This is a genomic window from Krasilnikovia sp. M28-CT-15 (assembly GCF_047159595.1).
Lineage (GTDB): Bacteria > Actinomycetota > Actinomycetes > Mycobacteriales > Micromonosporaceae > Actinoplanes.
In genome coordinates, this window is sequence record NZ_BAAGAK010000001.1 from 1,852,546 (window position 1) to 1,875,273 (window position 22,728).

Consider the following 22,728-nt stretch of genomic DNA (forward strand, 5'->3'; position numbering starts at 1 on the left):
CCCGACACCTGATCTGTGATAGATATCCGCCAGGTGATGCGCGGCCGCGGCCTGCCTGGGATGCGGGTGATCTCGCACGGCTGTGGCCGCCAGCTCATCCGGGGGCAGGCATGATCGAATAGACAGTACGGCTGCGAGAACTGGAGATCCGGGGGGCACGCTGATGTCGGCCTTGCGATTGATCTCGTTCTGGCCCCCGACCGGGTTTCCCGACCATCCCTGGCTGGAACATCCTGACGAGGACGCGTTCGTGCGCAGCGCCCGTAGCGTGTGCGAGCTGTACAGCGAGGCAATCTGCCGGACCCGTGTTCCGGCACGGCACTCCGAACTGCGACTGGCCTGCCACCACGACAGCGACCGCACGAATATCCTGGTGACGGTGCATCCGGAGATCACCGAGGGGTTCGAGCTCGCGGTGGCACTGCTGCCGCCCGGCATCGCCGAACTGCCGGCACCGGTCCGGGGCGGGCTGGTGCTTGAGGTGGTCCATGCGGCGGTGACCCGGTTGGGCCAGGATCGCGGCTGGGAGGAGGCGGCGTTGTTGGCCGCCCGAGACCACGTCCTGGCCGCCGGGCTGCGCTACCGGTGGACGGGCCCGGCAAAGGTCAGCCCAGACCGACGGCACATCGCCCATCCCGTGTACGTGCTCCAGGACGACGGCTACGGTCGTGTCACGGTGCAGGTGCGCCGTCGAGACGACGGCCAGCTCGTGGCCGAATCCCCGCCCGCGTTAGCGTTCAGCACCTCAGCGGGCTTTGCCCGCAGCGCCCGTACCCTGCACTGGCGGAGCAAGCGAGTCGTCGAGATGGTGCCCTACGCCGGACTGTCCGCGGGCCTCGGGCGTACCGTCTTGTGGCGCAACGACCAGGGTCTGATAACGATCGACCTCGACGACCTGGCAACGCTCGCACTGCCCCCCGACCACCCGCTCGACGAGGGTCCTGACACGGTCGCCGTTCAGGCTCGGGTACCCGCTGTCGTAGTGCAAACACCCGCCGAATTGGGACCGCACATCAGAGTCGTTGGCGGCGGGCCGACCAACGACGTACCCGACGTCTACCTGGTCACCCTGAACGGGCTGCTTGAGCAGCTTCGTGAACCCCGTTGGCGGCGCTGGTGGTCGGCCGGCGAGCACAAGGTGCTGGAGGTCCGCTACGACTTCGCCGCAGACTCCACCGGCATCGCCGCCCGCCGCAGCGGCGACAACCTCCGTGTGACGATCCGCCGACCCGCTTCCACCTTCGCGACCGGGAGAGATCCCGCCACGCTGGCGCGAGATGACGTAGACGCGGTGCTCACCACGATCCGTCGCCGCGCCGGCCTCGGACCGCATCCGCCCCTGAACTGACGAACCTCGCCAGGCGAATCCCACCAACCGCCTACACGCCGACCGCGCGACACCGTGGCGATCAGCAGCAGACTTGACCGGTAGAGGGCGGCGCGTTTTGGCGTAGCGGGTGGCCAGCGCTCGCCATTGCTTCAACCGGTTGAAGCGGCGTTCCACGACGCTTCGCTGCCGGTAGACCTGCTTTATCGAAGGATGGTGGGCGTCCGCCGTGGCTGCCTTTCGCGGCCCGGCGGGCGAGCTGATCGACACGTTCCGGGATGGTGTGGGCGATCCCGCGTCGCCGCAACTCGCGGGTCGGGTCGTGCGCGTAGGCCTTATCGGCGATCAACATGTCCGGCTTCTTCCGCGGCCGGCCCGGCCCGCCCTCGTGCACCCGGATCGCGTCCAGCAACGCGAACAGCTGCGGATTGTCACCGGCCTGCCCCGCGGTCAGCAACACCGCCAACGGCCTGCCCCGCCCATCGACGGCAAGATGGATTTTGGTGCTCAGGCCGCCTCAGGAGCGGCCCAACGCTTCACCATCCGCCGCTGGTATCGCGATACCGCCGGCAGATCCCCCTTTTTGCGTGCCCCAGCGGCGTGCTGGTGGGCCCGCACGACGCTGGAGTCCACGCTGATGACCCACTCGACCGGCTGACCATCGTCGTAGACCTGCGCCCGGGAGAGAATCGCGTCCCAGGTGCCGTCATCGGTCCACCGCCGCAACCGTTCATGGCAGGTCTTCCACGGCCCGTATCGTTCCGGCAGATCCCGCCACGGCGCCCCGGTCCGCAACTTCCACAAGATCCCTTGATCACCTGCCGGTGATCCCGCCACCGCCCCGACCTACGACCAGGTTCCGGCAGCAACGGCTCGATCACCGCCCACGCCTTGTCCGTTAGCTCACCACGCCCAACACCCGACACATCAACCAGAACTGATCAACAGATCGGCAGGACACGGCCTAGCCGACACCAACATCGATCGTTCCACGGAGCTCACTGACAGCAAGCATCAAGTCCGTCCACGGGAAGAGCGCGGCGGCTGGCGGCCCCATGTTCGGAGTCGGCAGGGGATAGCGGTCTGGATCGAAGAGGAGATCGACGCCCCATGACCGGAGTGCTTGCACGCTGGCGCGGAACGCCGGGTGGCGGGCGAGTGCCACGTTCGGCGTGGGGACCGCGATGATGGGCAGCGGGAGGCCGATGGCCTCGTTCAGCATTCCGAGGGCAAGCGTGTCACTCGCCCCCGATGCCATCTTGTTGATCGTGTTGAACGTCGCCGGAGCGACCACGTACGCATCGGGAAAGGGAAGCACATCAGGTTCGGCCGGCTGTTTGTAGTCGTAGCGGACCTGATGGCCGGTGATAGCCACGAGTGCGTCCAGGTCCATGAACTTCACGGCGGACGGCGTGGCGATGACGCAGACGTGCCACCCGTCGGCCTGCGCCTGCGTCACGAAGCTGGGTAGGTCGGCCGCGGGGCGACCGCCGCACGCCACCACGTAGAGCACAGGTTGACCTGAGATTGGCACAGCCACTCCATCGCTCGGCCGTTGGCTTGGTAGTCCAAGCTCAAGTGCTGACGTATCGTCGTGCCATGGTTGCGGACCGGCGGGAATCCGGCACCGCGCTGGACCACATCGGAGTGCGGGTCCGCCGTTGGCGGCTCAAGCGTAATCTCAGCCAGCGCGTGCTTGCGGACCTGGCCCGGATACAGCCAGGGGTATGTCGCCCAGATCGAGGCCGGGACGGCCCCGCTCGACAAGCGCAGCACACAGCTCGCGCTTGCCAAGGCGCTGCAAGTCTCGTTGGCCGACTTGACCGGGCAGCCGTACGACCCGACGACCAAGGCTGGCCGCGGGCCATCGTGTCAGCGACGCGCAGCAGCCTTGACGCCGGGCGGGTGGTGTAGAGGATCAGGCACCCGGGGATGGCCCACGCCCTGGTCCTCGTGCTCGGCCACGAGGGAACGCGACCAGTGGCTCCGAGGGCAGGCCGCGAAGCGGCGCGGCAGCTATCGCCCCGACCTCGACGGCGCCGAGTTGCCCGGGCGATCGTCACGGCCCTTCTCCCGACTGCACCCCGATGGCAGCTCACCTACACCGCGCACACTCGCGACTCGTTCTACCTTTGCGCCATGGAACACGCCAGAGTGCGCCCGGCCGATGGCCGCTTGTGGGTCGGCGCATCAGTGGCAGCGGCACCGCACGCCCTGATCTTGGCGCTGATGACTGTGGGCATCCTCTATGCAGAGGGCATCGATCGGGCGTACGTCGGCTATCTCGGCCTCCTTGAGATCTATATCGTGCCGTTGGCGTTGCTGGCAGCCGCGGGTGTCACGTTCGTCCCTCGGCTCAGGAGATGGGCGGCCGGGATCGTCGGCAGCACGCTCGCGGGTGCGGTTGTCGTGACGCTTGCGACGCTGGTCATCGGCAACGCCGCGACCTGGTCGTAAAGCCTGCATCCAGCCTGACCGCCAGGGAAAGGCTCCCATCTGGTGCGGCGCGCCGCGGCGCGCGATGCCGGCCACAGGCCGCCAGCAGCGGGCCGCGAGCGCGCACAGTCACCTCCGAGACAACCCAGCGGCGATGGCGGAGACCCTGCTCGCCGACAGCCTTCTGATCGGCGACGACAACGACGCCGCCGCCGTACTCGTCCGGGTGGACTGAATCAGACCAAGCGCGACAACGGGCCGAGACGCAGAGCGCACCATCAGCGGCAGACTGCGCCCTCTTGACCTCAAGTCCGATTGAAGTTGCAAGGTCGAGGCCGGCAACGACTTCTGCTGAACATCGCTTGGAGAACGCATGACTACTGACACCGGGTTCTACTCCATCATCGACTACACAGTCGACGGAACTGACACGCAGCGTGAACTCGTCGCTGCCTTCGCCGAGATTCAGGAGCGGTGGGTTCGCTTCTATCCTGGCTACCGTTCGGCCCGGTTCCACGTCAGCACCGACGGCACCCGCGTCTACAACATCGTGCACTGGGCAAGCGAGGCGGATTACCGCACTTTTGTGGCGACCTCCGACACCGAAGGCCGGATGACAGCCATCGGCAAGGCCCTGGACGGATTGTCCGGCAAGGCCGAGGCCCGCATGAGCGGCAATCCGACCTACGTCGTCGTCCGTGAAGTCGGTCCCGGTCCGCAGCAGACCGATGCCTGATCCCGAATCACCCGAACATCTGCGGCAATCCATCGCCCCCGGTCGAATGAGGAACCCATGAACGTGGAGATATACGCGGACATCCTGTGCCCGTGGTGCTACATCGGCAAGAGGCGTCTCGCCGCCGCCTTGGCCGAGATCACCGACCGCGATCGGATCCAGATCGTCTGGCGTAGCTACGAACTCGCTCCGGGGGCAGGCAGAGTCCGCGGCCCGACGGCCGCCGAGGCGATGGCCGGCTGGTGGGGAGAGCAGGCCTCCGCCCGGATCACTCGCATCCGCGCTCGGTGAGTCGGAAGGCCTGCAACTCAACCTGCACCGTGCGCGACCGGTGAACACGTTCGACGCCCACCGGCTGTGTCAGCTCGCCGCCGACCATAGTGTCGCCGACAAGATGATGGAGCGCCTTTTCCAGGCGTATCACACCGAAGGTCTCAACGTCGCAGAGCCGCAGACCCTCGAACGGCTGGGCGACGAGGTCGGGCTTGACCCGGCCGACGTACGCAAGCTGCTCGGCGGGAACGACTACGCCAAGCAGGTGCGCGCCGATGAACGCCGGGCCGCGGAATGCGGCGTGACGGGTGAACCATACGTGCCGGCTCGGAAGAACAGGGCGGCGACGGTGACCGCCTCTTCTTCATTCGCGGGAACGCTACCTAAGCCACCCACCACCATCCGCCGCCCACCTCCCGTTGTGGATGCCCGGTGTTGTCGCCCTCGGCGGTGTTGATCATCGTCTGCGCGGTGGGCGGATTGGCGAAATATGCGAAACCGACGCCCGCCTCGTGTCGCCAGTTCTGCCACGTCTGTACGAAGACCTCGGTCCGGCTGACGTAGGCCCATCCGGACGGACACAACGAGTGCAATTCGGGCGGCAGGGTGAGGCCACCTTCCGGCAGGCGGCCGGAACGGTAGTCCTCGGCCAGCTCGGCGAGCGCGGTGCGATGGTAGCGGTATTGGTAGTCGATGAAGTCGAACGGCGAATTCAACCGGGTGATGGCCACGACGCCGGTGGTGGCCAGAACCAAACTCGCCAAGGCGACTCCCCACGACCGTCTCAGGCAGGCGTTCAGGATTACCATCATCGAAACCATCGCGGCAAAGAAGCAGGCCGCCATCCAGATCAGCTGGGCGAAGAACCCCCAGAAAAGAGAAGGCAACGGGCTGAGCTTGAGGAGCGGAATCACCAGCAGCCAGCCGGAACAGCTGAGGGCTGTCCAAAGTAGGCCTCGACGGCTCCACAGCGCCGTGCGGAGTTTGACGCGCGCCGCTGGAGATACTTCTTCACGCTGTTCATCCTGCTGGTCGGCCGGGTCCCACAAGAACGTCATCCGGTTTCTCCGCGATCGACTGCCGACATGTCACGGAGTTCGCCAGCGGGACGACTGACGATGAGTCTGTCCGGCACGACGACGGGCGCCACAGAGGACACGAGGTACCGCCAGAGATCCATGGCGAAGATCTTGCGCCCATGGTCGCCAGCTGCGAAAGGCCTCACACAAAACCTTCACACGACTTACCGGGCGCCTACACCGGGGAGTTCGACCTAGCCGCCGTCGTCTTCGCCACGGTTCGAGCGCACTTTCTCCGCACGGTCGTGCGTCGGCTACGTGCCGGACGCCATGTACGCGGCGAGGATGTAGTTCGGGTGACGGTCGAGGTTCTTGCGGGCCCGGTCGTAACACATCGTGGTGCGTGGGTCGGCGTGGCGGGCGGCGATCTGGACCATCGCGGAGGCTGACACCAGCGTCGAACATGGTGGTTGTTCCGCAGGATCGATCCCTCACTGCGGCCGTCGACGGCACGGTCGACGGCTCCGGCCACCGCGGGTGGTCAGGGGACGAGGGCGATTTGCCGCCCTTGCCGCGTACCCGCAGGACTCGGTGGACGTGTTGCTCGCCCAGGTCGGTGACGTGGCCCCGCATGGGTGTAGGAAGGATCTTGGGTCCACGCTGAATCGGCCCGGCAGTACGTTGGTGGCATGCCGCCCCGGGATCAGCCTGCCGATGAACCGTACGAGAGCCGAGACCTTGAACTCGGACGTTGCCTGCAGTCCTGGGCCGAAGCAAATGCGGCGTCGCCGCTGGACCTCGAACTCGTAGGCCCGCTTGACGCGCCGGGCATGGACCCCACCTGGATCCTGCGGATGTCCGGATCACTGCTCGAAGCCGAGGTGCACCTGTTCTACGGACCACGCGTAGACATTTCCGCATTTTCGACCCAAGACCCTCAAGGCGTGATGTTCGTTGCCGGTGAGGACGCCATCACGGAGCAACGGCTCATCGCAATGCTCAACGCACTCGAACGGATGAATCGAGGAGATGCCGTGCCGACTTGGCTGCGACATCCGTCAGGCCCGTAGCCGACGAGCCTGCGCACGATCCGCGGTTGAGTAGCGCACTCGGTCTGTATCGCTATGCCGAAGAAGGGTCGTCGCTAACCTGGCGCCATGAGCGACTACGAGCGTTCACGCGATCAAGCGGTGTGTGCGGCGAAAGGCCGCTTCAAGCCTGCCCTACGCATGATGCGACTCGAGATCCCCAGGCAGTCGAGGATGGGTTTGCTCTTCTACGGGGCCCAGGAGCACGTTTGAGGAGCTGCTGGCTGAGTTCGACCAAGAGGCGGACTACCGTACGCGGTTCCTGCTGCTGGAGCTGATCGGCGAAGCGCGGTCGGACTTGGCGGTCGAGCTGCTTGCCGCGGAGCTGTTGAACGAGGATGAGGTGTTCAGCTCACGAGCCGGGCGCGGGCTACGCCTGCTGGACAGTAAGAAGGCACGGCAGCTGCTATGGCAGCACGAGAGCAACCGATCGTGACCATGACGCGGAAAGCCCGTTCAAGGTTTGCGCGGGACCCTGAACGCGAAGGTCTCCGCCCGCCGCGCGGCGAATGAGTCATGCCGATTGGTAGTAGGAATGGACGGCAGGTTGGCCGGTGTAGTTGGCTCCGGCACGGTCGTCGGCGCCGAGATAGGCATAGGGCAGGCTGAGGTCACGAGGGCCGGTACAACTGATCCTGCGGCGGCGGGCGTCGTAGACGACGCCCGCCGCGCGTAGCTGGGAGGCCAGGCGGCGGCCGGCACGTCGGCCATCGGCGAGCCGGACGCTGGACAGATCGAGATCGGCGACGAATCGGCCGGTCGGTGTCAGCCACTGCACGATGCGGGTGAGTACGGCGAGCTTGTCTCCGACGTAGTGCAGCCCATGCACGCAGGTGATCAAGTCGAACGCCCGCGGCGGCGTCCACGTCTCGATCGGCGCCGCGATGAGGGCCAGCCCGGGGACTGCCGGAACGGGCATAAACGCGTCGACCAGATCGATGCCGACCAGCGCGGCTTGTCCGCCGTGAGCGCCCTGTCGCAGCTGTTTGGCGGCCTGAATGAGCGCGCGACCGCTGCCGCAGCCGCGGTTTCGACGGCGCGCCTTGGGTGCGGTCGGCATGGAGCCACGCTGGCGCGGTCTGGCTCCACGTATGGCTCCACGCCAGAGGCGGTGGAGGTGGGTAGATAGGGGCTGACCTGGGCGCGCCCGGCAGGATTCGAACCTGCGACCGACGGATTAGAAGTCCGTTGCTCTATCCGCTGAGCTACGAGCGCTGGCCTGCACATAGTAAGGGCCCCCGGCGCCGCTGACGAGCCGGATGTCACGCCGTGGGGGCTTCGACCTCCGGCTCCGCCGTGTCTTCGGGGGCTGGGGGCACGCTGATCTCCGGCGCGCCCGGCGGCGGCAGGAACGCGTCCACCCAGCGGCCCAGCTCGCGGAAGACCTCCGCCCGCACGTCCTTGCCGGAGAGGGTGAGGTCGTGCAGACCGCCGTCGACGCGGGCGATCGTGACCCGGGGTCCCAGCTGCGGGGCCCAGCGGGCGATGTGCTCCACGTCCAGCACCGAGTCGGTCACCCGGGCGTCCTCACTCCAGACGCGGCCGCGGAACGTCCGGGTGGAGCAGGCGACGAGTACGGGCGCGTCGATGGCCAGGCCGGAGCGCAGCTTGCGCTGGCCACGACGGATGGCGTCGAGCCACCCGTAGCGTACGGGGAAGCCGAGCAGCGGCTTCCAGGCCAGGTCGTACGTCCACTCGCCACGATGGTCGCTGTGAATGCTCTGGCCGTACAGACCGAGCCCGGCGACCGGCATCACCCCGTACGGTCGGCGCTTGTTCGCGCCGACGGCGACGCTCATGAGCGGGCGGCGCAGCAGCCAGGGCACGTTGAAGTCGAAGAACGGGCTGTTGAGGAACAGGCCGTCGACGATGCCCCGGCCTTGGCGGGAGTGGGCCCACAGGGAGGTGGTCAGGCCGCCGGTGGAGTGGCCGATGACCAGCATCTGGTCATGCCCGTCGACCTCGCGGATGATCCGGGCGGATTCGTCCAGCTCGGGGTAGTACTCCGTGAGGCTACGGCAGAAGTTCGGGGTCTGATGCTCGAGCAGGCTCCGACCGTACTTGCGCAGGTCGAGGGCGTAGAAGTCCCAGCCGCGCTCGACGAAGAAGTCCGCCAGATGGGTCTGGAAGAAGTAGTCCACGAAGCCGTGGACGTACAGGATGGCACGCCGCGAGGGCGTGTCCGCGCGTCGGCGGACGAGCGTGGCCACCACGGGGCCTTCGTCGTCGCTGCCCAGGTCGATGGTGTGCCGCTCGTACGGCTGGCCGAGCACGTCCGTTTCCACCTCGCCAGGTTACCCGCCGGTACCCCCTGCCGGTCCATACCAGATCGGCTGGGATTCCGGTGCCGCTCCACACAGCGCGCCCGTCCACAGCCCGGCGCCGCCTCCCGAGCGGGCACCGCCCGACCCGCGAGACGCTCCTGACACATCCGAGCGGTACGGACGAGCGGTAAGGAGAGGCAGTGTTCGACACAAACATCGTCGTGGTGGGCAACGTGCTCACCGCCCCCGAGTGGCGCCGCACCAGCAACACCAATTCCCTGGTCGCCAACTTTCGGGTGGCCTCGACGGCGCGCCGTCTCGATCGGGACAGCGGGCGCTGGGTCGACGGCAACCACCTGCGGGTACGCGTCACCTGCTGGCGGCGGCTCGCCGAGGGCGTGGCCGCGTCGATCGCCGTGGGCGACCCGGTGATCGTCGCGGGCCGGCTCTACACCCGTGACTGGACCGACAACGAGGGCAACCAGCGGACCACGTACGAGATGGAAGCCGTCGCCGTGGGCCATGACCTGGCACGCGGCCGCGGCCGGTTCCAGCGCAACCGGCCGGTGCCGGGGACCTCTGCGCTGGCCGGCCCGGAGGAGGACGGCCAGGTTCGCGGCGAGGCCGCGGAACTGGTGCCGGAGGAGGAGGCCCCGGTGCACTACGGCGACGGCCTCCTCGGCGACGACGCGGCGTTCCTCGAACTCACCGGGTCAGCGCCCGCGGGGTTCGATCCACTGGCTGAGGTGCCCGACACCCTGGAGCCGGCCAACACGGCGCTCGACAGGCTGGACCCGGGACCGCCACTCGACGCGGCCGCTCCCGAGCTCGACGAGATCGAGATCTCGGTAGAGGCCCTTCCGGCCCGTGATGAGGGTGCCGGGGCGGCCGGTGGCCGGCGCTCCCGGCGGCGTCAGCCGGTCTCTGCCTGATCCACATCCCGCCCCCACTGCCGCCGTTCCGGGGCCGGCTTCCCCCCACGGGCTCCGGAACGGCGGCGCCACACCGGTGCATCCCGATCGGCTCGTTACAGTTCCCGCGGAGGTGAGCGACGGTGCGGCTGGGGGCAACGTCGGCCGACGCGGTCGGCCTGCTGATGGGGTATGCGCTGGATGCGGCGCTCGGTGATCCACGGCGACTGCACCCGGTCGCCGGTTTCGGGCAGGCCGCCGCTGGACTGGAGCGGCGTCTCTACGCGCCGCGCAGGCGGGCGGGGGCCGCGTTCGTAGTGGCTGCGGTGGGCGTGCCGGTGCTCGCGGGTGCGGGCGCGGCCGCGCTGACCCGCCGTCACCCGGTGGCTCGTGCGGCGCTGGTGGCGACCGCCACCTGGGCCGTGCTGGGCGGGCGCACACTGCGGCAGGAGGCGGCCACCATGGCCGGACACCTTGAACATGCGGACCTCGCGGCTGCCCGGGGCCGGCTCAACCACCTGTGCGGGCGCGACCCGTCGGCCCTCGACGCCCCGGAACTCGCCCGCGCCACGGTCGAGTCGGTCGCGGAGAACACCTCGGACGCGGTGGTGGCGCCGTTGTTCTGGGGGGCCCTGGCAGGGCTGCCAGGGCTACTCGGCTACCGAGCCGCCAACACCCTGGACGCGATGGTCGGACACCGTTCCACGCGGTACGCCCGGTTCGGCACCGCGGCCGCGCGACTCGACGACGGGCTCAATCTGCTGCCGTCCCGGCTCACCGGCGCGCTCACCGTGGTGGCTGCACCGCTGGTGGGTGGCCGGGTGGGCGAGGCGTGGCGGGCGTGGCGCCGGGACCGCAACGACCACCCGAGCCCGAACGCCGGGCAGTGCGAAGCGGCGACGGCGGGCGCGCTGGGGGTGCGCCTCGGCGGGCGCAACGTGTACTTCGGGCGTACCGAGTCGCGGCCCTTCCTCGGCGACGGTCCCCGCCCGTCCGCCACCCACGTGCGGGGGGCGGCGCGGCTCTCCGGGGCGGTCGGCACGGCGGCCGCGCTGCTGGCGGCTGGAGTGGCGCTGGCCCGCTCCCGCGCCGCCGGGCGGTTCGCAGTCCGTTCGGGCGAAGGTGTGTCCAGGCAACAGCCCCGAGCCGGCCTGCTCGGGGCGCGGTGCCGTGGCGGGAGTGCGCGATGAGCGGAGGTCTGCTGGTCGCCGGGACGACGTCGGACGCGGGCAAGAGCGTGCTGACCGCCGGTATCTGCCGGTGGCTGCACCGCCAGGGCGTGAAGGTGGCGCCGTTCAAGGCACAGAACATGTCGAACAACTCGGTGGTGGTGGTCGGGCCGGACGGCCGCGGCGGCGAGATCGGGCGCGCGCAGGCCATGCAGGCCGCCGCGTGCGGGCTGGCGCCGGACATCCGGTTCAACCCGGTGCTGCTCAAACCAGGTAGTGACATGTCGAGCCAGGTGGTGCTGCTCGGCGAGGCGATCGACACCGTCAGCGCTTCCAACTACCGCCGGTTGCGGCCCCGGCTGGCGGAGACGGCCCACGCCACCTTGGCTGAGCTGCGGTCCGAGTTCGATGCGGTGGTCTGCGAGGGCGCGGGCAGCCCGGCCGAGATCAACCTGCGCGGCGGCGACTTCGTGAACATGGGACTGGCCCGTCGGGCGGGTCTGCCCACGATCGTCGTGGGCGACATCGACCGCGGTGGCGTGTTCGCGGCGTTGTTCGGCACCGTGGCGCTGCTGGACCCGCAGGACCAGGCATTGATCAGCGGCTTCGTCATCAACAAGTTCCGCGGGGACCTCGGACTGCTCCGGCCCGGGCTCGACATGATCACCCGGGCCACCGGCCGCCCGGTGCACGGGGTCCTGCCCTTCAACATCGACATCTGGCTCGACGCCGAGGATTCGCTGGCCTACGGGCGGGTGCTCGGCCGTCCCGGGCCGCCGCGCGGCACCCAATGGCTGCGCGTCGCCGTCATCCGGCTGCCCCGCATCTCCAACGCCACCGACGCCGAGGCGCTCGCGGCCGAGCCGGGGGTACAGGTACGCCTGACGGTCGAGCCCGCCGAGATCGCCGACGCGGACCTCGTGGTGATCCCGGGTTCGAAGGCGACCGTCAGCGACCTCGCCTGGCTGCGCGAGAACGGTCTTGCCGACGCCGTCCGCGCGCACGCCGCGGCGGGCAAGCCCGTGGTCGGCATCTGCGGCGGCTTCCAGATGCTGGCCGACACGATCCACGACGACGTCGAGAGCCGGCAGGGCACGGTCGACGGCCTCGGGCTGCTGCCGGTGGGCATCACGTTCGGCCCGCGCAAGACCCTGGTCCGCTCCCATGGCACCGCGTTCGGTGGCGTACCCGTCCACGGGTACGAGATCCATCACGGTGTCGTCTCCTCCGGCTCCCCTGAGCCGCTGCTGCGCTACGCCGACGGGACCCCGGAGGGCGCGGTCGCCGGGACGGTCTGCGGGACCCACTGGCACGGCGCGTTCGAGTCCGACGACTTCCGCCGCCGTTTTCTCAGCGAGGCAGCTCGGCAGGCAGGGCGGCACGGTTTCGCCGTAGCCCCCGACACCCGGTACGGCGCGATTCGCGAGCGGGCCCTCGACCTGCTCGGTGACCTGGTGGAGGAGCACCTGGACACGGCCGCCCTGTGGCGGCTGATCGAGGACGGCCCCCCGGCAGACCTGCCGTTCATCCCGCCGGGGGCGCCAGGTGGTGCCTGAACCGGTGCCCCAGGAGCAGCGCTGGCCGGACCGGCCGCCAGGGGAGCAGCGCTGGCCGGACGGTGCGCCGGGGGAGCCGCCCGGCACCGCGCACCGCTTCAGCGCGCTCGCCGCTCGGATTCTGGCCACGCCACCGCGGCTGGGGGCGGTACGGCTCGTGGCGGTCGACGGGCCGAGTGGGGCCGGCAAGACCCGGTTCGCCCAGCGGTTGGCGAAAACCCTGGGCGCTCCGGTCGTCCACACCGACGACCTGCTCGACGGCTGGGCGGACCAGTTCACCTTCTGGGACCGGCTGGAACGGCTCGTGCTGGCGCCGCTGCGCGCGGGGAAGGCGGCGACCTACGAGTGCTACCAGTGGGAACGCGGTGCGTTCGGCGGCGCGCCGGTCACGGTGGAGCCGGGCCCGGCCGTACTTCTGGAAGGCGTGTCGTCGGCGCGGCGGGCCGTGCGGCCGCAGCTGAGCCTGGCGGTGTTCGTGACGGCACCGGACGACCTGCGGCGGTCCCGGGTGCTCACCCGCGACGGCGACGACGTTGCCTTCCGGTCGTACCTTGAGCAGTGGCGCGCCGCCGAGCGGCAGCACTTCGCCGCCGAGGGCACCGCGGCGTACGCCGATGTCGTGGTGGACGGCGCCGCCGAGGGCACGGACGAGGAGTTCCAACAGATCTGGCGGCCTGCGCCGGGCTGAGCCACCCTGGTGGTCACGGGCAATGGTTTGTCTCCAGCGGCGAGAGCGGGGTTGACGATGACGACCGAGGACGAGAGCCGTCCCGTGCGAAGCCGGGTCACCTTGACCGGGATCAGCTCGCGGGCGTGGGAGCACCCGGCAGACCGGGGCGCGCTCACCGCGCTGCGCGAGCTGCGCGGGTTCGACGACCTGGTGAAGACGTTCTTCGGGATGTGGAACGAGCGCGGCTTCCGCCTGTCGTACCTGGCGGGGGCCATCCGCGTCGACCACCGGCAGTACCCGCGGGTCTACCAGCGGTTCGCCGAGGCGGCGAGCGCCCTTGACGTCACCGAGCTGCCCGAGCTGTATGTGCACCAGTCCCCGATCATCAACGGCCAGGCGATCGGCATGGACCGCGCGTTCGTGGTGATCACGACAGCCGCGGTGGAGCGACTCGACGACGACGAGCTGCGCGCCATGCTCGGGCACGAGCTGGGACACGTCCGCAGCGGCCACGCGGTGTATCGGACGATCATGATGATCCTCACGCGCTGGGCGGCCGGCCTGTCCTGGCTGCCGGTCGGCGCGATCGCGCTGCGCGGGATCATGGCCGCGATGTACGAGTGGTGGCGCAAGGCGGAGCTGTCCGCGGACCGGGCGGGGTTGCTGGCCGGTCAGGATCCGGCGGCGTCGCTGCGGCTGCTGATGAAGCTTGCCGGGGGTGGGGACCTGTCGCAGATCGACACGGCGGCGTTCCTGGAGCAGGCGGGGGAGTACGCGGGCGGCGGGGATCTGCGCGACAGCATCCACAAGATCGGTCTGACCGCGTGGAGCACCCATCCGGTGCCCGTGGCGCGGGCCGCGGAGCTGCGCCGGTGGATCGACTCCGGCGCGTACGCGCGGATCCTCGGTGGGGAGTATCCGCGCCGCGCCGACGACGCCGACGCGTCGGTCACCGCGGACGTCAAGGCCGCCGCGGATTCCTACCGGGAGGCATTCAGCAACTCCGAGGATCCGCTGGTCGGGCTGCTGCGCAAGCTGGGTGACGGGGCGGCGGATCTGGCCGGATCGGCGGCCGGCCGGGCCCGCGCATGGGCGGCCGCGGCCGGCCGGGCCCGCGGCGGTGACGACGCCCAGGAACCACCGCAGAACTGACTCCCGGAACCGTCGCAGAACTGACCCCTGGAGCCGTCGCAGAACTCACGCCCGGAACCGCCGCGGACGATGTGGGGTGGGCGTCGCCCCGGCCGCGGGCCCGCGGCATAGCATTCGGGCATGAGCCTTTCTGAGGACGATCTGCGCGCCGCCATCGCGCGGGAGATGCCCGGAGTCCGTGCCGACCTGGAGCGGCTGGTCCGCATCCCCGGCATCGCGTTCGACGGGTTCGACCACAGCCACGTCGAGCGGTCCGCCGAAGCGGTCGCTGAGCTGTTGCGCGGATGCGACCTCGAGGTGCAGATCGTGCGGGGCGCGGGCCAGCCCGCGGTGATCGGCCGCAAGGCCGCCCCGGAGGGCGCCCCGACAGTGCTGCTCTACGCGCACCACGACGTGCAGCCCGTCGGCGACCCGGCGCTGTGGCACAGCGATCCGTTCGAGCCCGTGGAACGCGACGGCCGCCTGTACGGCCGCGGCGCCGCCGACGACAAGGCGGGCGTGATGGCGCACATCGCAGCGCTGCGGGCGTACGGGGACGACCTGCCCGTGGGTGTCGTGGTGTTCGTGGAGGGCGAGGAGGAATACGGCTCCGAAACCCTCGACGAACTGCTCGAAACCCACCGGGACCTGCTGCGTTCCGACGTCATCGTGATCGCCGACTCCGCCAACTGGGACGTCGGTGTCCCGGCGCTCACCACCTCCCTGCGCGGCCTGGTCAACTGCTTCGTCGAGGTGCGGACGCTGGCCAACGCCGTACACAGTGGCATGTTCGGCGGTCCGGTGCCGGACGCCCTGACCGTGCTGGCGCGGCTCATCGCCACCCTGCACGACGACCGGGGTGAGATCGCGGTGGACGGCCTGGTGGGCCGCGAGGGCGCGCCGGTCGACTACCCCGAGGACCGGTTCCGGCACGAGTCCGGCATCCTCGACGGGGTCCGGCTGGTCGGGCACGGCACGATCACGGACCGGATCTGGACCAAACCGGCGATCGCCGTCCTCGGCATCGACGCCCCCGGCACGGCGGTCGCGGCGAACGCGCTCGTCCCGTCGGCGAAGGCGAAGCTGAGCATCCGGCTGGCACCCGGCGACGACCCTCAGTCCGCCTATGCGGCGGTCCGCGCCCACCTGGAGAAGTTCGTGCCGTGGGGAGCCCAGGTCGAGGTGACGCTGGAGAGCGACGGCGCGCCATGCGTGATCGACGCGTCCGGCCCCCGGTACGACGCGGCCCGTGCCGCCTTCCGTGCCGCGTGGGACGGCGCCGACCCGGTCGACATGGGGATGGGCGGGTCGATCCCGTTCATCGCCACGTTCCAGGAGCTGTTCCCCGGCGCCGCGATCCTGGTCACCGGCGTCGAGGATCCGCACTCGGCGGCGCACGGCCCCAACGAGAGCCTGCATCTGGGCGAGTTCGCCCGGGTGTGTCTCGCCGAGGCGCTGCTGCTGCGCAACGTGGCGGCCCTGGGGCGCTGACATGGCCGAGCTGAGCTGCGACGTGCTCGTGGTCGGCGCCGGTCCCACCGGCCTGATGCTGGCGAACTGGCTGGTCAAGCTCGGCGTGCGGGTCGTCGTGGTGGACGGCAAGCCCGGGCCTACCCGCGAGTCCCGGGCGCTGGTCGTGCAGGCGCGCAGTCTCGAGGTGTACGACCAGCTCGGCCTCGGCGAGACCGTACTCGCGGCGGCCCAGCGGGCGGCGGCGCTCGCGCCCGGCTTCGGCGACCGGGTGTTCGGCCGCATCCCGCTCGGGGCGCTTGGCGAGGGCCTGACCCCGCATCCGTACCTGGAGATCCTGGAGCAGAGCCGCAACGAGCAGATCCTGTACGCCAACCTGCGCGAGCTCGGCGGCGACGTGCGCTGGGGCGAGCGGCTCACCACATTGGCCGAACGCGACGGCGGGGTCGAGGCGAGCACCGGGGACACCACGATCCGGGCCCGGTTCTGCGTCGGTGCGGACGGCGCGAACTCGATCGTGCGCCGCGAGCGGGGCATCGAGTTCGAGGGCGTCACCAACCCGCACCGGTTCTACGTCATCGACGCGACCGCCGTCGGCGGGCTGGTCGAGGGCGCGGTCAACGTGCGGCCGGGCGGGGACGAGTTCCTGCTCGGCTTCCCGATGACCGGGCGCGGCAACTGGCGGCTCATCGGCCTGGCCCGCGACACCGACGGCGACGGTGAGGTGACCGAGCAGGACGCCCGGGACCGGATCAAGACCGGCTTCGCCGTCACGTACGGCGATTCGCGCTGGTTCGCCACGTACCGGGTGCACCACCGGGTCGCGGCGACCTTCCGCGACGGGCCGTTCTTCCTGGCCGGCGACGCCGGCCACGTGCATTCACCGGTCGGCGGCCAGGGCATGAACACCGGCCTGCAGGACGCGCACAACCTGGCGTTCAAGCTGGCCGACGTGGTGCACGGCCGGGCCGGAGACGACTGGCTGGACCGGTACGAGGCCGAGCGGCGCCCGGTGGCCCGCGTGCTGGTCCGCACCACGGACCGGCTGTTCGGCGCCATCACCTCCCAGCGGTTCGCGGCTCGCGCGCTGCGCCGGGCCGTGGTGCCGCTGCTGGCGCCGGTCGGGGTGCGCACCCTGCCGCAGGCGTCCGTGGGCTCCCGCCTGTTCGGGTACGTGGGCCAGCTGCGCATCCACTACTGGATGGACCCGGACGCGAAGGACCGTGCCGGTGGCCGCCGTGACCCGGTGGTGGGGCGGCGACTGCCGTGGGCGGGCGGCAACTTCGACGTATTGCGCACTGTGGAGTGGCAGGTGCACGCGTACGGCGGGGTCGACGCGGCCACGCTGCCCGACCTGGGTCTGCCGGTGCACATCTTCCCGGCCGCGCCGCAGACGCTGCTGCGCCCGGGTCGGCTGTATCTCGTCCGCCCGGATGGTTTCGTGGCCGCCGAGGCGACGCCAGAGACCGCGGAAGCGATCTTCGCCGCGGCGCGCCCACCGGATCGGGTGAGGTGGCTGGGTCGCGACCCTGCGTCCTGATAGGATTCGAACATGAGTTCGAATGACGCGATCGCGCGGCTGCGTGCCGCGGTCAGCGCACTGGGAGACGTCGACGTCTCCGCATGGGACGACACCGCCCTCACGAACCACCTGCAGGAACTGTCCGCCGCACTGTGCGAGGTCGACGCCCAGCTGAGCCGCCTCGCCGATGCTGTCCGCGCCCGCGGATTCCGCGTCGCGGAGCCGATGGCCGCCTGAGTCGGCAGGGCACCGGAGCTTGTCGCCGCCTGAGCGGGCGGGCTGCGGATCTGGTCGCCTGATCGGGTGGGCGGAGCGCCGGGCGGGGTGCGGAGGCTTCACGGGGGAGCCGGTCGTGACCTGGCCCGGAATGTCGGAGGTGGCTGCCAGGATGATTTCCGTGCGGTTTTCGGATCTGGCAGCCACCTCGGCAGCCGTCGCTGCCACCTCGGGCCGGAAGGCCAAGATCGACCTGCTGGCTGAGGCCCTGCGCCGCCTCGACCCCGGTGAGCTCGCTCCCGGTTCGGCGTATCTGGCGGGCGAGTTGCGTCAGCGCCAGACCGGCGTGGGATATGCGAGCCTGCGCGACCGTCCGCCGCCGGCGGCCGAGCCCAGCCTCACGGTGGCCCAGGTCGACGCCGCCATCGCGGAGCTAGCGGTGGTCTCCGGCGCCGGATCGCAGGCTCGTCGCCGCGAGTTGCTCGGCGCCCTGTTCGCCGCGGCCACGGCCGACGAGCAACGGTTGCTCGTCGGGCTGTTCGGTGGCGAGCTGCGCCAGGGCGCGCAGGCGGGGCTGCTGGCCGACGCGATCGCCCGGGCCGCCGAGGTGCCGCCGACCGCGGTGCGCCGGGCGCTGCTGCTCTGCGGCGACCTCAAGACGGTCGCGGTCGCCGCGCTCACCGGCGGCGCGCCCGCCCTGACCGATATCCACCTGCGGGTCGGCACCCCGCTGAGCCCGATGCTGGCCAGCAGCGCGCCGGACGTCTCCGCGGCCCTGCTGGCGACCGGGGCACCGGCGACGGTGGACGTGAAGCTCGACGGGATCCGGATCCAGGTCCACCGCTCGGGTGACGAGGTCGCGGTCTTCACCCGCAGCCTCGACGACATCACCCCCCGGCTGCCCGGGGTCGTGGCGGCGGTCCGCGCGCTGCCCCTGCGCGAGGTGGTCCTGGACGGCGAGGCGATGGCGCTCGACGCGCAGGGGCGCCCGCGACCGTTCCAGGAGACCTCGAGCCGGGCCGCGACCCGGGGCGCACGCCGCGCCGCCGGGCCGTCGGCGGAGCCCGCGCTCGCGCCGTACTTCTTCGACGTGCTGCACCTCGACGGTGTGGACCTGCTCGACGAGCCCGGGCGGGAGCGGTGGGCGGCCCTGGCCGACGCTTTGCCCGCCGAGCTGATCGTGGGCCGGCGCACCGTGGAGACCGACGAGCAGGGCCTGGAGGCGTTCGCGGCGTCCCTCGCCGCCGGTCAGGAGGGGATCGTGGTCAAGGCCCCCGACGCGCCGTACGACGTGGGCCGCCGCGGTTCCGCGTGGGTGAAGGTGAAACCGCGGCACACCCTCGATCTGGTCGTGCTCGCGGTGGAGTGGGGCCACGGTCGGCGCCAGGGCTGGCTGTCCAACCTGCACCTGGGCGCCCGGGATCCGCGCACGGGCGGGTTCGTGATGCTCGGCAAGACGTTCAAGGGTCTCACCGACGAGCTGTTGCGCTGGCAGACCGCACGGTTCACCGAGCTGGCTGTGGAGGATTCCGGCTGGGTCGTGACGGTCCGGCCGGAGCAGGTGGTGGAGATCGCGTTCGACGGGGTGCAGGCGTCGCCGCGCTACCCGGGCGGAGTGGCGTTGCGCTTCGCGCGGGTGCTGCGCTACCGCGACGACAAGCGGGCGGAGGAGGCGGACACCATCGACATGGTGCGCCAGATCGGCGGCTACAACGCGGCCAGCGACCGCACGTAGTTGACCTGCTGGTGGATGAAGGAGACCTGATCCTGGTGGGTGACCGGGATGCGGGAGACGTACTGGCGTGGCCCGTTGGTGACTGTCACCTGCACCGTGCCGCGCGGCACCGTCTGCTTGACCAGCAGGAACAGCAGGCTGAACACGGTCAGCACACAGAATCCGACGATGGCCGCGACGATGGCCCAGGTGGGGATCTTCTGCTCGTTGTGCCAGTAGTCGTTGACCTGCCACGTCGAGCCCGCCAACGGGATGTCCCCGGCCGGGGTGTGCACGACGGTCGAGGTGACGGCGAGATCGCCGATCTGCACGACGACCGGCCCTGGGACGGCGGGGGACGCGGGAACCAGCGGCGCGGGCAGTCCGCGCGTGGGGTCCTGACCGGCGCTCCAGGGGTCCTGACCGGGCGGGAAGTCCGGGGTGGAGGTCACGTTCGCACCCTAGCCGGGATCAGGTCGCGGCTTGGCGCCGGTCGTGGTCCTCGACCCGGTCCCCGCTCTCCGCGCCCGGGCGACGGTCGGCCTCCGCGACCCGGTGACGGTCGGCCTCCGCGACCCGGTCCTTCGCGATCCGGTCCTCCGCGCGCGGGGTCCCGTCCGTCTCGCCGCGCGCCTCCTTGCGTGCCTGCCAGCCGAACGCGAACAGCGCCATCACGGCGAACAGCCACCACTGGACCGCGTACCCACCGTTCTGCCACGCGTCCTCGTGCTCGATGGGGATCCGCGCGAAGGCCTTGTCCACCGGCGGCGTCTGCTCCGTCAACAGGACGTACGCGCCGTACACGGGGTAGGGCAGTTGACCCGCCAGCCGGGGCACCGCGATGCGCCGGGTGTCCAGGCGCCCGTCGCGGTGTTCGACCGGGGTGGCGCGGCTCTCCGACCGGTGCACCTGGCCGACGACCGTGACCTGCCCGCCGGGGGCGGGCGGGACGGTCGGCGCGGCGATGGCACCACCGGGGGCGGGCGGGATCCACCCGCGGTCCACCAGCACCGCCGTACCGTCCGCCAGCACCAGCGGGGTGAGGATCTCGAAGCCGACCTCACCGTCGACGGTGCGCCCGCGCGCCTGGATCTCGTGCGCCGGGTCGTAACGGCCGGTGACCGTCACCTTCGTCCAGGCGAGGTCCTCGCCCGGGCCGGGACCCGCGGCGCCGGGGGCGGTGGGCGTGGCCAGTACGGAGGTGAGCGACGTCGGCGCGGCGGAGTCCGCGGCATCGATGCGAGCGTTGATCGCGCTGCGCTCGTGGTACCGGTGCAGCTGCCAGTTACCGAGGAAGACCATCACCACCGCGGCCGCCACGGTCAGCGCCGCGGCGGCCAGCCAGCGGGGCGTCAGCAGGAACCGGTACACACCACGAGGCTACCGGGCGCCCCCGGGCGCCCACCTCGGCGGCGCCGCCACGTGGTGAGCCGGGACTCACGCGTGCGCCCCCGGAGCTCGGGGTGAGCGGCGCGGCGGCCCGCGCAGGCGGCGACCCGTGGCGGGCGGCGGGTAGGGTGCGAACGCCGGCGGTCACTAGCACGTCGACGCCGAAACCGTAATCGTCGGGAGTGCCATTGATGACCGCCCAGCCGCGCCTTGTCGTGAGTGCCCCCTCGTCCGGGCACGGGAAGACGGCGATCGCCGTGGGGCTGCTGGCGGCCGTGGCTGCCCGGGGCCTGCCCGCGGCGGGTTTCAAGGTGGGCCCGGACCACACCGATGCCGCGTACCTCGGTCTGGCCGCCGGGCGGACCGGGCGCAACCTGGACCCGCGCCTGGTCGGCGGGCATCTGATGGCGCCGCTGTTCGGGCACGGCGCGGCCGGTGCGCATCTCGCCGTGGTCGAAGGCGCCATGGGTCTGTTCGACAGTCTCACCGGCCAGCCCGAGATCGACGGTACGGCGGCGGTCGCGGCGGCCCTGCGCGCCCCGGTGGTGCTCGTCGTGGACGTGGCGGCGATGGGCCATTCGATCGCCGCGCTGGTGCACGGCTTCCGGATGTTCGACGAGATGGTGCATCTCGGCGGTGTGATCCTGAACCGCGTCGCCTCGCCGCGCCATGAGCAGATCCTGCGGACCGCTCTCGACGACATCGGCATGCCGGTGCTGGGCGCGTTGCGCCGGGGCGACCTGCCCGCGGTGCTGCCCGCCCGGGGGCAGGGGCCGGTGCCGGTGGCGCACCGGTCGGTCGATGCCGCCCGGGCGGTGCGCCGGCTCGGCGAAGCCGTCAGCGCGGCGCTGGACCTGGACCGCCTCCTCGCCCTCGCCGGTTCGGCGCCCGCCTTGCCGGGCCCGATCTGGTCACCGGGCGAGGCCCTGGCCACCTCGGTTCCTGCGTGGTCATCCGGGGACCCGGCCGCCGCGTGGTCATCGGCGGAGGCGGTCCCGGCGTGGCCATCGGGGGAGGGCGCGGACCCGGCCCCGGCCAGGGACGGCCGCCCGGTGATCGCGCTGGCCGGCGGGCCGGGCGCCCCGTACACGTATGTGGAGAACGCGGAGCTGCTCACGGCCGCGGGTGCGGACGTGGCGGTCTTCGATCCGCTGCGTGACGAGGAACTGCCTGCCGGGGTACGGGGTCTGATGATCGGTGCCGCCCTGCCGGAGGCGTACGCGGAGGAGCTGTCCGCCAATCGCCGGCTGTGCGACCTGGTCGCCCAGTTCGCCTACGACGGATGGCCGGTCGTCGCGGAGGGGGTGGGCCTGCCCTGGCTGGGACGTGACCTGGACGGGCGCCCGATGTGCGGGGTGCTCGACGCCTCGGCGACGACGGCCGAGCAGACCGTCGCCGGGTACCGGGAGGCGACCGCGCCGACGGCGTCGGTGCTGGCCCCGGCGGGCGCCCGGATCACGGGATACAAGCAGCACCGCGCGCTCGTGACCCCCCGGGCGGGCCAGGCCGCGGCCTGGACCTGGGCGGGCGGCAACCCCGAGGGGTTCGTGTGGCGGCAGGTGCACGCGTCGCAGCTGGGCCTGCACTGGGTGGCCGCGCCCGAGATCGCCCGCCGCATGGTGGCGGCGGCTCAGTCCCGGGCGCCCCAGACGGAGGTGCACCCGGTCGTGTCGCCGCCCGCGACGGGGAATGCGGTCCAGCCCCAGATGGCTGTGCCACATGCCGGACGCGCGGTGGTGCCGCTCCCGGCCGCGGCGCCGGACGTCGAAGCTGACACGGTGATCGTGACTGGTGGTACCGCCTGAGGCAGCGGATGTCGGGGGGTTTCCGTAACGTG

Annotated in this window: 24 protein-coding genes, 1 tRNA gene and 1 pseudogene; 17 read left to right on the plus strand and 9 right to left on the minus strand. The window is 71.0% G+C overall.

Going from position 1 to position 22,728, the window contains the following annotated elements:
* Positions 1-82: 82 nt before the first annotated feature.
* A complete protein-coding gene (locus ACMCNO_RS08855) occupies positions 83-1,348 on the plus strand; it encodes a hypothetical protein (RefSeq protein ID WP_412748922.1) in 1,266 nt (421 codons plus the stop codon).
* Positions 1,349-1,435: 87 nt separating this feature from the next.
* Here the strand turns inward: ACMCNO_RS08855 and ACMCNO_RS08860 are convergent.
* Together ACMCNO_RS08860 and ACMCNO_RS08865 are read right to left on the minus strand one after the other, a co-directional pair.
* A pseudogene (locus ACMCNO_RS08860) lies at positions 1,436-2,262 on the minus strand (IS5 family transposase); the annotation flags it as partial.
* A gap of 29 nt (positions 2,263-2,291) precedes the next feature.
* Positions 2,292-2,840 carry a flavoprotein gene (locus ACMCNO_RS08865; RefSeq protein ID WP_412748923.1) on the minus strand — a complete coding sequence of 183 codons (549 nt, stop codon included), beginning with the start codon at positions 2,838-2,840 and terminating at the stop codon, positions 2,292-2,294.
* 626 nt (positions 2,841-3,466) lie between these two features.
* Between ACMCNO_RS08865 and ACMCNO_RS08870 the strand changes: the two genes are divergently transcribed.
* From ACMCNO_RS08870 to ACMCNO_RS08890, 5 genes are all read left to right on the plus strand, one after another.
* Positions 3,467-3,784, plus strand: a complete 318-nt coding sequence (locus ACMCNO_RS08870; RefSeq protein ID WP_412748924.1) for a hypothetical protein — start codon at positions 3,467-3,469, stop codon at positions 3,782-3,784.
* Between the two features lie 64 nt (positions 3,785-3,848).
* Positions 3,849-3,998 (plus strand): hypothetical protein, encoded by a 150-nt coding sequence (locus ACMCNO_RS08875; RefSeq protein WP_412748925.1) that lies wholly within the window; start codon positions 3,849-3,851, stop codon positions 3,996-3,998.
* A 138-nt stretch (positions 3,999-4,136) separates the two neighbouring features.
* Positions 4,137-4,499, plus strand: coding sequence for an antibiotic biosynthesis monooxygenase (locus ACMCNO_RS08880; protein WP_412748926.1), 363 nt, complete (start codon positions 4,137-4,139; stop codon positions 4,497-4,499).
* A 57-nt stretch (positions 4,500-4,556) separates the two neighbouring features.
* Entirely contained in the window at positions 4,557-4,790 is a 234-nt protein-coding gene (locus ACMCNO_RS08885) for a DsbA family protein (RefSeq protein ID WP_412748927.1), read from the plus strand.
* A gap of 40 nt (positions 4,791-4,830) precedes the next feature.
* A complete protein-coding gene (locus ACMCNO_RS08890) occupies positions 4,831-5,229 on the plus strand; it encodes a DsbA family protein (RefSeq protein ID WP_412748928.1) in 399 nt (132 codons plus the stop codon).
* On the opposite strand, the gene ACMCNO_RS08895 is transcribed toward ACMCNO_RS08890, so the two are convergent.
* Both ACMCNO_RS08895 and ACMCNO_RS08900 read right to left on the minus strand, forming a co-directional pair.
* Positions 5,156-5,830, minus strand: coding sequence for a hypothetical protein (locus ACMCNO_RS08895; RefSeq protein WP_412748929.1), 675 nt, complete (start codon positions 5,828-5,830; stop codon positions 5,156-5,158). The two genes, ACMCNO_RS08890 and ACMCNO_RS08895, sit on opposite strands and share 74 nt — an antisense overlap.
* Before the next feature lie 275 nt (positions 5,831-6,105).
* Positions 6,106-6,243, minus strand: a complete 138-nt coding sequence (locus tag ACMCNO_RS08900; RefSeq protein ID WP_412748930.1) for a hypothetical protein — start codon at positions 6,241-6,243, stop codon at positions 6,106-6,108.
* Positions 6,244-6,480: 237 nt separating this feature from the next.
* Between ACMCNO_RS08900 and ACMCNO_RS08905 the strand changes: the two genes are divergently transcribed.
* Positions 6,481-6,861, plus strand: a complete 381-nt coding sequence (locus tag ACMCNO_RS08905) for a hypothetical protein (protein ID WP_412748931.1) — start codon at positions 6,481-6,483, stop codon at positions 6,859-6,861.
* 532 nt (positions 6,862-7,393) lie between these two features.
* Here the strand turns inward: ACMCNO_RS08905 and ACMCNO_RS08910 are convergent.
* From ACMCNO_RS08910 to ACMCNO_RS08920, 3 genes are all read right to left on the minus strand, one after another.
* Positions 7,394-7,939 carry a class I SAM-dependent methyltransferase gene (locus ACMCNO_RS08910; protein WP_412748932.1) on the minus strand — a complete coding sequence of 182 codons (546 nt, stop codon included), beginning with the start codon at positions 7,937-7,939 and terminating at the stop codon, positions 7,394-7,396.
* A gap of 82 nt (positions 7,940-8,021) precedes the next feature.
* Positions 8,022-8,094: transfer RNA gene (locus tag ACMCNO_RS08915), tRNA-Arg, on the minus strand.
* A 47-nt stretch (positions 8,095-8,141) separates the two neighbouring features.
* Entirely contained in the window at positions 8,142-9,164 is a 1,023-nt protein-coding gene (locus ACMCNO_RS08920; protein WP_412748933.1) for an alpha/beta hydrolase, read from the minus strand.
* Between the two features lie 179 nt (positions 9,165-9,343).
* Between ACMCNO_RS08920 and ssb the strand changes: the two genes are divergently transcribed.
* The 9 genes from ssb to ACMCNO_RS08965 all read left to right on the plus strand — a co-directional run bounded on the left by ssb (position 9,344) and on the right by ACMCNO_RS08965 (position 19,523).
* Entirely contained in the window at positions 9,344-10,075 is a 732-nt protein-coding gene (gene ssb / locus ACMCNO_RS08925; protein ID WP_412748934.1) for a single-stranded DNA-binding protein, read from the plus strand.
* A gap of 164 nt (positions 10,076-10,239) precedes the next feature.
* Positions 10,240-11,244, plus strand: coding sequence for a cobalamin biosynthesis protein (locus tag ACMCNO_RS08930; RefSeq protein WP_412753653.1), 1,005 nt, complete (start codon positions 10,240-10,242; stop codon positions 11,242-11,244).
* On the plus strand, positions 11,241-12,779 hold the full coding sequence (locus ACMCNO_RS08935) for a cobyric acid synthase (RefSeq protein WP_412748935.1): 1,539 nt from the start codon (positions 11,241-11,243) through the stop codon (positions 12,777-12,779). Before ACMCNO_RS08930 ends, ACMCNO_RS08935 begins: the two co-directional genes overlap by 4 nt.
* A 118-nt stretch (positions 12,780-12,897) precedes the next feature.
* Positions 12,898-13,467, plus strand: coding sequence for a uridine kinase (locus ACMCNO_RS08940; protein ID WP_412753654.1), 570 nt, complete (start codon positions 12,898-12,900; stop codon positions 13,465-13,467).
* A gap of 57 nt (positions 13,468-13,524) precedes the next feature.
* A complete protein-coding gene (locus ACMCNO_RS08945; protein ID WP_412748936.1) occupies positions 13,525-14,601 on the plus strand; it encodes a M48 family metallopeptidase in 1,077 nt (358 codons plus the stop codon).
* Between the two features lie 120 nt (positions 14,602-14,721).
* Entirely contained in the window at positions 14,722-16,071 is a 1,350-nt protein-coding gene (locus tag ACMCNO_RS08950; RefSeq protein WP_412748937.1) for a dipeptidase, read from the plus strand.
* Between the two features lies 1 nt (position 16,072).
* On the plus strand, positions 16,073-17,590 hold the full coding sequence (locus tag ACMCNO_RS08955) for an FAD-dependent monooxygenase (RefSeq protein ID WP_412748938.1): 1,518 nt from the start codon (positions 16,073-16,075) through the stop codon (positions 17,588-17,590).
* A gap of 12 nt (positions 17,591-17,602) precedes the next feature.
* A complete protein-coding gene (locus ACMCNO_RS08960; RefSeq protein WP_412748939.1) occupies positions 17,603-17,809 on the plus strand; it encodes a hypothetical protein in 207 nt (68 codons plus the stop codon).
* A gap of 160 nt (positions 17,810-17,969) precedes the next feature.
* A complete protein-coding gene (locus tag ACMCNO_RS08965; protein WP_412748940.1) occupies positions 17,970-19,523 on the plus strand; it encodes an ATP-dependent DNA ligase in 1,554 nt (517 codons plus the stop codon).
* Here ACMCNO_RS08965 and ACMCNO_RS08970 read toward each other — a convergent pair.
* On the minus strand, positions 19,496-19,954 hold the full coding sequence (locus ACMCNO_RS08970) for a hypothetical protein (protein ID WP_412748941.1): 459 nt from the start codon (positions 19,952-19,954) through the stop codon (positions 19,496-19,498). The two genes, ACMCNO_RS08965 and ACMCNO_RS08970, sit on opposite strands and share 28 nt — an antisense overlap.
* 19 nt (positions 19,955-19,973) lie before the next feature.
* The gene (locus ACMCNO_RS08975) at positions 19,974-20,873 is read right to left on the minus strand and encodes an SURF1 family protein (RefSeq protein WP_412748942.1); all 900 of its coding nucleotides are present in this window, start codon (positions 20,871-20,873) and stop codon (positions 19,974-19,976) included.
* A 209-nt stretch (positions 20,874-21,082) separates the two neighbouring features.
* Between ACMCNO_RS08975 and ACMCNO_RS08980 the strand changes: the two genes are divergently transcribed.
* Positions 21,083-22,696 carry a cobyrinate a,c-diamide synthase gene (locus ACMCNO_RS08980; RefSeq protein WP_412748943.1) on the plus strand — a complete coding sequence of 538 codons (1,614 nt, stop codon included), beginning with the start codon at positions 21,083-21,085 and terminating at the stop codon, positions 22,694-22,696.
* Positions 22,697-22,728: the final 32 nt, after the last annotated feature.

Bases quoted from the DNA above. Each gene is read 5' to 3' on its own strand.
- ACMCNO_RS08905 (WP_412748931.1), top strand. From the start codon at position 6,481: ATGCCGCCCCGGGATCAGCCTGCCGATGAACCGTACGAGAGCCGAGAC.
- ACMCNO_RS08875 (WP_412748925.1), top strand. From the start codon at position 3,849: ATGCCGGCCACAGGCCGCCAGCAGCGGGCCGCGAGCGCGCACAGTCAC.
- ACMCNO_RS08930 (WP_412753653.1), top strand. From the start codon at position 10,240: ATGGGGTATGCGCTGGATGCGGCGCTCGGTGATCCACGGCGACTGCAC.
- ACMCNO_RS08870 (WP_412748924.1), top strand. From the start codon at position 3,467: ATGGAACACGCCAGAGTGCGCCCGGCCGATGGCCGCTTGTGGGTCGGC.
- ACMCNO_RS08910 (WP_412748932.1), bottom strand. From the start codon at position 7,939: ATGCCGACCGCACCCAAGGCGCGCCGTCGAAACCGCGGCTGCGGCAGC.
- ACMCNO_RS08955 (WP_412748938.1), top strand. From the start codon at position 16,073: ATGGCCGAGCTGAGCTGCGACGTGCTCGTGGTCGGCGCCGGTCCCACC.
- ACMCNO_RS08935 (WP_412748935.1), top strand. From the start codon at position 11,241: ATGAGCGGAGGTCTGCTGGTCGCCGGGACGACGTCGGACGCGGGCAAG.
- ACMCNO_RS08950 (WP_412748937.1), top strand. From the start codon at position 14,722: ATGAGCCTTTCTGAGGACGATCTGCGCGCCGCCATCGCGCGGGAGATG.
- ACMCNO_RS08880 (WP_412748926.1), top strand. From the start codon at position 4,137: ATGACTACTGACACCGGGTTCTACTCCATCATCGACTACACAGTCGAC.
- ACMCNO_RS08945 (WP_412748936.1), top strand. From the start codon at position 13,525: ATGACGACCGAGGACGAGAGCCGTCCCGTGCGAAGCCGGGTCACCTTG.
- ACMCNO_RS08885 (WP_412748927.1), top strand. From the start codon at position 4,557: ATGAACGTGGAGATATACGCGGACATCCTGTGCCCGTGGTGCTACATC.
- ACMCNO_RS08960 (WP_412748939.1), top strand. From the start codon at position 17,603: ATGAGTTCGAATGACGCGATCGCGCGGCTGCGTGCCGCGGTCAGCGCA.
- ACMCNO_RS08980 (WP_412748943.1), top strand. From the start codon at position 21,083: ATGACCGCCCAGCCGCGCCTTGTCGTGAGTGCCCCCTCGTCCGGGCAC.
- ACMCNO_RS08895 (WP_412748929.1), bottom strand. From the start codon at position 5,830: ATGACGTTCTTGTGGGACCCGGCCGACCAGCAGGATGAACAGCGTGAA.